The following is a 7,194-nucleotide window of genomic DNA, read 5'->3' on the forward strand; positions in this document are numbered from 1 at the left end:
CCCCGGATCCACCCACCCCGCCGCACACACTGTCGACTGTGGACGGCCCGCCCTCAGCGGCGGGCGGCGAGCAGCGGGCGGTAGTCCGATCCGGAGCGGAACCAGGCCAGCCCGGCCGGACCCGCGGCGTACAGCGCGGTGGCGTAGGCGTCGGCCACCGCGAGGTCGGGGCCCACCACCGTCGCGGCGACCAGTTGGTCGGCCGGCTCGCCGGTGTGCGGGTCCACCACATGTCCCTGCCGGCCGGTCACCCCGGAGGTGCCGATCGCGCCTGCGGCCATCTCCAGCACCAGTGGTGCCCGGCGCCGATCGGTCGGGTGGTGCACCGCGACCCGCCACGGGCCGCCGTGCCCGGCGTGGCCGCGTACCACCAGGTCGGCGCCGGTGAGCACCGCGTAGTCGTGGATGCCGGCGGCCCGCAACCGGGCCGCCGCCCGCTCGACCGCCCACCCGCCGAGCAGGCCGCCCGGGTCGAAGCCGCCGGGCACCGCCCAGGCGTCGAACCAGCCGTCCGTGGCTGCCCGCATCGCGGCGCACCGGTCCACCAGGTCGGCCAGCGGCGGGTACGACTCGGGACCGATCTCGCCCCGGCGCAGCCGGGACACCAGGCTCTCCGGCTGGTTCGGGCCGTAGGTGAGGTCGATCGCCCGTAGCTCGGCCACCGCGTCGCGCAGCGCCTCGCCGACTCCCCGCCGGCCGAGCCACTCGGGTGCGTTCAGCAGCAGGGTGTACTCGGCGGTCGAGGTGCGCACGCTGTGCCGGACGGCGATCCGGTCCCCGGCCACCGGGCCGGACCGGTCAGGTCGCGGGTCGCGGGCGCCCAGCCGCAGGTCGGGGCGGCGGAAGCGGAAGGTCGCCGGGTCCGCCCAGCGGGTTCGTGGCTGCTCGTCGGTCCACATCGCATCGCCCTCTCCTCGACGCCCGCCGCGCCGTCGCAGTGGGCGTCCGGCCCCGTGAGCCGTCAAGGCTCACGCTAGGCAGCGGACATGACCGCCCCATGAATGCCCCCTGGGAAGCTGCTGTGCATCCCGGATTCCCGAAAAGTGGAACATCCGTACCGGGAAGCGGGACGGCGGCGTACCGTCGAGCCGACACGAGCGAAGGAGCTGACGGACGTGGCACGGATCGCGGTGGTGGCCGGGGACGGGATCGGACCCGAGGTGGTCGCGGAGGCCCGCAAGGTCATCGACGCGGCGCTGCCGGGGGTCGAGGCGACCGAGTACGACCTCGGTGCGGCACGTTACCACCGCACCGGCGAGGTGCTGCCCGACTCGGTGCTGACCGAGCTGGCCGGGCACGACGCCGTCCTGCTCGGCGCGGTCGGCGACCCGACCGTCCCGCCCGGCGTGCTGGAGCGGGGCCTGCTGCTCAAGCTGCGGTTCGCCTTCGACCAGTACGTCAACCTCCGTCCGTCGCGGCTCTGGCCCGGCGTCACCAGCCCGCTGGCGACGGTCAAGTCGGGCGAGGTCGACCTGGTGGTCGTCCGTGAGGGCACCGAGGGGCTGTACGCGGGCGCCGGCGGCGCGCTGCACCGGGGCACCCCGGCCGAGATCGCCACCGAGGAGAGCCTGAACACCCGGCACGGGGTGGAGCGGGTCGTCCGGGATGCCTTCGCCCGCGCCCGGCGGCGCGAGCGGCGCAAGGTGACCCTGGTGCACAAGACCAACGTGCTCACCCACGCCGGCTCGCTGTGGGCCCGCACCTTCGAGGCGGTGGCCGCCGAGCACCCCGACGTGACCACCGAGTACCAGCACGTCGACGCCGCCGCGATGTTCCTGGTCACCCAGCCGCAGCGGTACGACGTCGTGGTCACCGACAACCTCTTCGGCGACATCCTCACCGACATCGCCGCCGCGGTGACCGGCGGGATCGGGCTCGCCGCCAGCGGCAGCATCAACCCCGACGGGACGTACCCGTCGATGTTCGAGCCGGTGCACGGCTCCGCGCCGGACATCGCCGGGCGTGGCGTGGCCGACCCGGTCGCCGCCGTACTCTCCGGTGCCCTGCTGCTCGACCAGCTCGGGCACGCCGACGCCGCGGCCCGGATCACCACCGCGGTCAGCGCGGAGCTGGCCAGCCGTGGCCCGGGCGTAGCCCTGGGTACCGCCGAGGTAGGCGACCGCATCGCGGCGCAGGTCGCCGCCTGAGGCTGCCGCGTCGTCGCCGGTGACCGGCGGTGACGCCCGTGGCGTGGTGCACCGGGTCGCTCCCGGCCTCGGTTCCGGCCGGGCGGCGGCCAGTTCGACCAGTGGGCTTCGCACCGGTTGTCGGCTTGCTACCCACCGGTCGACCTACCCGCTGAACGAGCGTTCGGGCGCCTCAGCCGATCGGACCACCCCCACGACGGGACCGGGCCCGACCCGGCCGAAGGGCCGAACCGGAGCCGACTCCACCCGGCCGGTGTCACCCGTTCCGCCGTCCCTGCGCCGCCCCGCCCGGATTGACCGCCCCAGCGGTCGATAGCCCCACAGCCCGATCCGTCACAGGATCAGCACCTGACGTGACGCGCCCGGGGCGGCGGGGCAATCGCCGCGCACCGGGCGCTCGACCGCCAACACGGGAGGCGATCTGTGTTCACCGTAACCGCGACCCGAGCGCCGCACAGCCACGACCTGATCACCGCCTACCAGCGACATCTGCAGGTCCTCAGCCGAGCGGAGGCGACCGTCAACACCTACGCGGAGGAGCTGTGCATCCTCGACCGGACGCTGCCCGAGGGGCTCGCCTACGCGTGTGGCGACGAGCTGCGCGACGCCATCCACGTGGACGGCCGCAAACCCGCGTACAAGGCGAAGCTCACTGCGATCGTGGGCGGCTTCTACGCCTGGGCGAGCGACCCGGGCAACCCTCGCCTGGACTACAACCCGGCCGCGCATCTCTCGCGTGTGAAGGTGCCGGCGCGCAGCCCACGCCCGATCAGTAACGAGGAGTTGGCGGACATCCTGCGGCGGGCACGGGAGCCCATGCGTACCTGGTACTTGCTCGCTGCGGCCTCCGGGATGCGCTGCTGCGAGATCGCCGACCTCGACCGGGCCGACGTCACCGCCGAGCAGACGTGGATCCACGGCAAGGGGGACAAGGAGCGGGTGGTGCCCACCCACCCGGACGTCTGGGCAGCGGTGCAACAGATGCCGGCCGGACCGATCGCCCGCACCCGCGCCGGCCGGCCCGCCAACCGTATCCAGGTCCAGGAGCGCGCGAACTACCACCTACAGGCGACGCTGGGCCACGCCGCAGTGTCGATGCACCGGCTGCGGCACTGGTACGGCACCCACGTCTACCAGTCCGCCGGCCGGGACCTGCGCGTCGCCCAGGAACTGCTGGGCCACAGCACCCCCCAGACCACCCAGGTGTACGTCGCCGCCACCGCCGCGGCGAAGTCGGCGGCCGTGAGCTCACTGCAACTGCCAACCTGATCACGATCCCCGAATCACGGCGACGCCCCGACCGGGACTCGGTCGGGGCGTCGCCGTGATCGGCTACCGCACGCGGCGCGCCCGGCGTGACCGCGGCGCCGATGCCTCCGGCGGTGCCACGCAGTGCGAGCCCGGACCATCCGCTCGCACCGCATCGGCCACCGCCTCGATCCGCGGTCGCCGGTCATGCGGCAGGTGTGACCGGCTGGCGACCACCACCACGTGCGCCCGGCCGTCCCGGATCAGCCGCAAGGCGTCCTCCCACGTCCGGACCACGCCCACGAAGGCGTACCCGCAGACCTCCACACGCTCCAAGCAGGGCGCGGCGATCGACGCGAATTCGGCAGGGTCAGTCGTCGACGCGGGCACGAACACCACAGCGCGATCAACAGGGGCACTCATGATCAGCTCCTCGTCTCTAAAGAAGCGATTAAGAGTGCTGATCAAACACGGATCGGCTGGCCCTTGTAAGCCGCCGGGCGGGGGATGGGCGTGACACGAATGGCCTCGGCAGGCAGGCTGGCACCTGTGCGACGGCCGTCCGTGCTATGTGGTCGACTCTCGGTGATAATCCCGCCGAGGGGACTTGCGCCCCATGAACCCAGAGTCAGCTACACCGTGCACCACCATCGATCCGGCCCCGGATTGCAACATCCGACGTCTGGCGGAATCTGCCGCAACCGACCAACGGGGCGTAGCTCGCCTACGGGGCCACAACCTCCGTACGGTCCCCTGGGTAGGCATATGGGACGCCATCTGGCCCGGTCACCACGATCATCCCCACGCCGTCAGGCATCTCCCACGTGGCGCGCTCCATCGGTGTCGGCATCCGGATCGTGATGATCGACCCCGACTCGGCGACCACCCGTTCCATCTCCCGCGGCGCGGGCACCCGCATGCCCCAGCCGTGGATCACCTCGACCACCCCGGCGGACCGCAGCGACGAGATCGCGCGGCGTACCGTCGTGCGGCCGAGCTCGTACTGTTGCACGAGATCGGTCTCCGACGGCAGCCGCGCGCCGGGCGGCCACTCACCAGCTGCGATGCGTGCCCGCAGCAGGTCGGCGAGCTGCCGCCAGGCAGGGACGCCCGACGCCGGATCGATCATGAGTGTGACGGTAGGGACCGCCCCGGACACGTCCGCACGTGGACACGTGTCCACGTGTGCGCCCGATATCGGGCAAAAAGAACGGGGGTCGGATGTGCGGTCCGACCCCCAGCGCGCTACCGACACAGTAGCAGCCGGCCATGACAGCGCGTACCGTGCTAGCTACGCGCCAGTCCGTGCGGGAACTGGCCGAACGACTCACCACCCTCGTGCGGGAGGGCACCATGAGCGACTACATCGGACGTCGCGTCGCCGAGTGGCGCGGGATCAGCGGCATGTCCCAGCAGGATCTAGCCACTGCCGTGGGCGTCAGCCACGCCTACATCTCGATGATCGAGCGCGGGAAACGGCCGGTGGCCAAGCGGGACCTGCTGATCGCGCTCGCCAGCGCGCTACGGGTCAGCGCCACCGTCCTGACCGGGCAGCCCACACCACCACGCTCCAGCGACGACCTCGCCGTCTACGCCGCCGTGCCGGCGCTGCGCGGCGCCCTGGACGACGACCCGGATCCTGACCAACTGCCGGACATGGCCGACGTCGCCGCCCGGGCCGACCAGGCCGCGGCGGCCCGGATGGCCTGCGACTACCCGACGCTGGCCCAGATCCTGCCCGGCCTGGTCGCTGACGCCCGGCAACTCGCCAACGCCAACGCCGGCGCCGACCGCGGCCTGGCCCTGCTCGTCCGGGCCACAGTGACGGCTGCGCTCGCCGTCAAGCCGTTCGGCTACGTAGACCTGTCCGCGCGGTACGCCGAGCGCGCCCAGCTCGCCGCGGCGAGGCTCGGCCACCCGGTCGAGATCGCCGCCGCGGAGTTCGCCGGCGCCCAGGTCGCACTGGCATCGGGCACCGCAGGCGGCCGGCGTCGATCTCTCACTACCGCAGCCGCAGCCGCCGAGCATCTGGGCGACGACGGCGGGGACGATGTCCTGACGTGGTACGGGATGCTGCACCTACACGCGGCGTTGTCTGCCGCGTCCCTCGGCGCTGGCGACGTCGACGGGCACCTCGCCGAGGCGGCCGGCGCCGCGCAGCGCGCCGCGAGCGATCCATGGCGGATGGAGTTCTCGCCGGCCAACGTGGGTATCTGGCGCGTCGGCGTCGCCGTGGAAAACGGCGAGCCGGACCGGGCGCCGCTGCACGCCCGGCACGTAGACCGATCACGGATCCGCACCGCCAACCGCCGGTGCCGGCTGCACATCGACACCGGACGTGGCTGGTACGCCGCCGGCGACCAGACCCGCGCCGTTCGGTCCTTCCTCGAGGCCGACGCCGCATCGCCGGCGGAGCTCCGAAGCCGGCCGAGCGTGCACGAGCTCGTCGGGCAGATGGTCCGCGACTCCCGGCGCCGCGGCTCCACCGAGCTGCGCGACCTGGCCACCCGTCTCGGAATCGACCCCCTCGACCCCGACCGAGACGCGACTTAACAGGCTGTTACACCCCGGGCACCCACCACCGCCGATAGTCCGAAGTAGGCGGCGGCGGTGACGCCCATCTGGCTGTCCCCCAGCAAGACGAGACACCGTCGCCGCCTCCCCACTCGGAGGGAGGCGACCCGATGACGCTCATCCGCTGGGCGGTACGCCAGCTGCTCCGGCGCACCGATCTCCCGGTGCCGCCCGGCACCGGCCAGGCCATACAGGACCGCGAGGCCGCTGCGGCCCGGGCCCGAACGCTCGCCCTGGCCCGCCGGCGCACCGCCGGCCACCTCTACGACGGGCCCGCATCATGACCGGGCCGCTCACCGTGCGGGCCGCCTGGGCAGCCGAGGCGACCCAGGCGGCCCGGGCCGTCGAGCAGCTGCCCGGCTGGCTCGGCGGCACACACATGCCGCGGCGGCCGGGGTGGACGTGCGACACCTGCCCGGCCACGGACACGCCGTGGCCCTGCTCTCCCGCGCTGGTGCGCCTCAGCGAGCACTTCGTACGCGACCCGGCGGGCCTGGCCGCGTACCTGGGCGCGCTGGATGCCGCGGCGGCCGTCGACCGGCCGGACGCGTTGCGGTGCGAGCTACGCCGCGGACGGGTGCGGTGACGGCGCTGCGCGCCGGTCAGGTCCTGCTGCTGGACCGCCGGGCCTCCCCGCAGTTCGTGGTGCGGCCGTTGATGCTGCGGCTCGGCGCCATCATGCCCCGGATCACCTACGACGGGTGGGTGTGGCTGTCCGGGTACGCGGTGGACCAGCGGGGTGTGGCCACGGCCCGGCGTGAGGTGTTCGTGCAGTGGGCGGGGATCCGCGTCGTCGCCGACGACGGCAGCACCCGGCCGGTGACCGTCGCGCCGAAACCGCCACCAGCCACCCGGGCCGGCACCGCGCGGTTCCCCGTGGCGGGTGCCGGAGCGGGGACCACGGCGCGCCCGGACCACGGCCGTAGGGCTGCGGCACGGCCGTCCGCGTCAGCAGGCGTCGCAGCGGCCCAGGCGCGTTGGACCTAAGTCGTCGGGGGACGGCCGGGGCCGCGGTGCACGCCGGCGCGCTTGCCGTGGGCGGTCATCCGCCGGCGCACCTCGGAGACGCTGACTCCCGCCCGCTCGGCCACCTGCTCCTCGGGGTCGCTCTGCCGGGCGTCGGCGATCGCGGCGTCCTGGGCGGCAGCGATGGCTGCCTTGATCTCGGGCGCGAGGTCACGTAGGGCGCGGTACCGCTGGATCGGTTCGGGGAGGCGGGTGGCGG

At 73.5% G+C, this 7,194-nt stretch carries 10 protein-coding genes; 6 read left to right on the forward strand and 4 right to left on the reverse strand.

Annotated features, from left to right (window positions below):
* Positions 1 to 53 precede the first annotated feature (53 nt).
* A complete protein-coding gene (locus C1I95_RS30460) occupies positions 54 to 899 on the reverse strand; it encodes an FAD:protein FMN transferase (protein WP_111219085.1) in 846 nt (281 codons plus the stop codon).
* A gap of 216 nt (positions 900 to 1,115) precedes the next feature.
* Here C1I95_RS30460 and C1I95_RS30465 point away from each other — a divergent pair, with 216 nt between their 5' ends.
* The gene (locus C1I95_RS30465; RefSeq protein ID WP_111219087.1) at positions 1,116 to 2,147 is read left to right on the forward strand and encodes a 3-isopropylmalate dehydrogenase; all 1,032 of its coding nucleotides are present in this window, start codon (positions 1,116 to 1,118) and stop codon (positions 2,145 to 2,147) included.
* 423 nt (positions 2,148 to 2,570) lie between these two features.
* Positions 2,571 to 3,416: a tyrosine-type recombinase/integrase gene (locus tag C1I95_RS30470; RefSeq protein WP_111219089.1), complete on the forward strand. Its 846-nt coding sequence runs from the start codon at positions 2,571 to 2,573 to the stop codon at positions 3,414 to 3,416.
* A 63-nt stretch (positions 3,417 to 3,479) separates the two neighbouring features.
* Here the strand turns inward: C1I95_RS30470 and C1I95_RS34970 are convergent, their stop codons facing one another.
* Positions 3,480 to 3,863, reverse strand: coding sequence for a hypothetical protein (locus C1I95_RS34970; RefSeq protein WP_146605902.1), 384 nt, complete (start codon positions 3,861 to 3,863; stop codon positions 3,480 to 3,482).
* Between the two features lie 256 nt (positions 3,864 to 4,119).
* Complete coding sequence (locus tag C1I95_RS30480; RefSeq protein ID WP_111219092.1) at positions 4,120 to 4,524, reverse strand: GntR family transcriptional regulator; 405 nt, start codon at positions 4,522 to 4,524, stop codon at positions 4,120 to 4,122.
* A 140-nt stretch (positions 4,525 to 4,664) separates the two neighbouring features.
* On the opposite strand from C1I95_RS30480, the gene C1I95_RS30485 reads away from it, so the two are divergent.
* The 4 genes from C1I95_RS30485 (at position 4,665) to C1I95_RS35995 (ending at position 6,956) form a co-directional block, all read left to right on the forward strand.
* Entirely contained in the window at positions 4,665 to 5,948 is a 1,284-nt protein-coding gene (locus tag C1I95_RS30485) for a helix-turn-helix domain-containing protein (RefSeq protein WP_233513980.1), read from the forward strand.
* Positions 5,949 to 6,079: 131 nt separating this feature from the next.
* Complete coding sequence (locus C1I95_RS35455; protein ID WP_158566499.1) at positions 6,080 to 6,253, forward strand: hypothetical protein; 174 nt, start codon at positions 6,080 to 6,082, stop codon at positions 6,251 to 6,253.
* A complete protein-coding gene (locus C1I95_RS30490; protein ID WP_111219094.1) occupies positions 6,250 to 6,555 on the forward strand; it encodes a hypothetical protein in 306 nt (101 codons plus the stop codon). Before C1I95_RS35455 ends, C1I95_RS30490 begins: the two co-directional genes overlap by 4 nt.
* Positions 6,552 to 6,956, forward strand: a complete 405-nt coding sequence (locus C1I95_RS35995; protein ID WP_199523983.1) for a hypothetical protein — start codon at positions 6,552 to 6,554, stop codon at positions 6,954 to 6,956. The genes C1I95_RS30490 and C1I95_RS35995 overlap by 4 nt, the downstream gene beginning before the upstream one ends.
* Here C1I95_RS35995 and C1I95_RS35460 read toward each other — a convergent pair.
* Positions 6,953 to 7,194: hypothetical protein (locus tag C1I95_RS35460; protein ID WP_158566500.1), on the reverse strand; the 242-nt coding region annotated here is incomplete at its 5' end. The genes C1I95_RS35995 and C1I95_RS35460 overlap by 4 nt on opposite strands.

The sequence above is a fragment of the Micromonospora craterilacus genome (assembly GCF_003236315.1).
Taxonomy (GTDB): domain Bacteria; phylum Actinomycetota; class Actinomycetes; order Mycobacteriales; family Micromonosporaceae; genus Micromonospora; species Micromonospora craterilacus.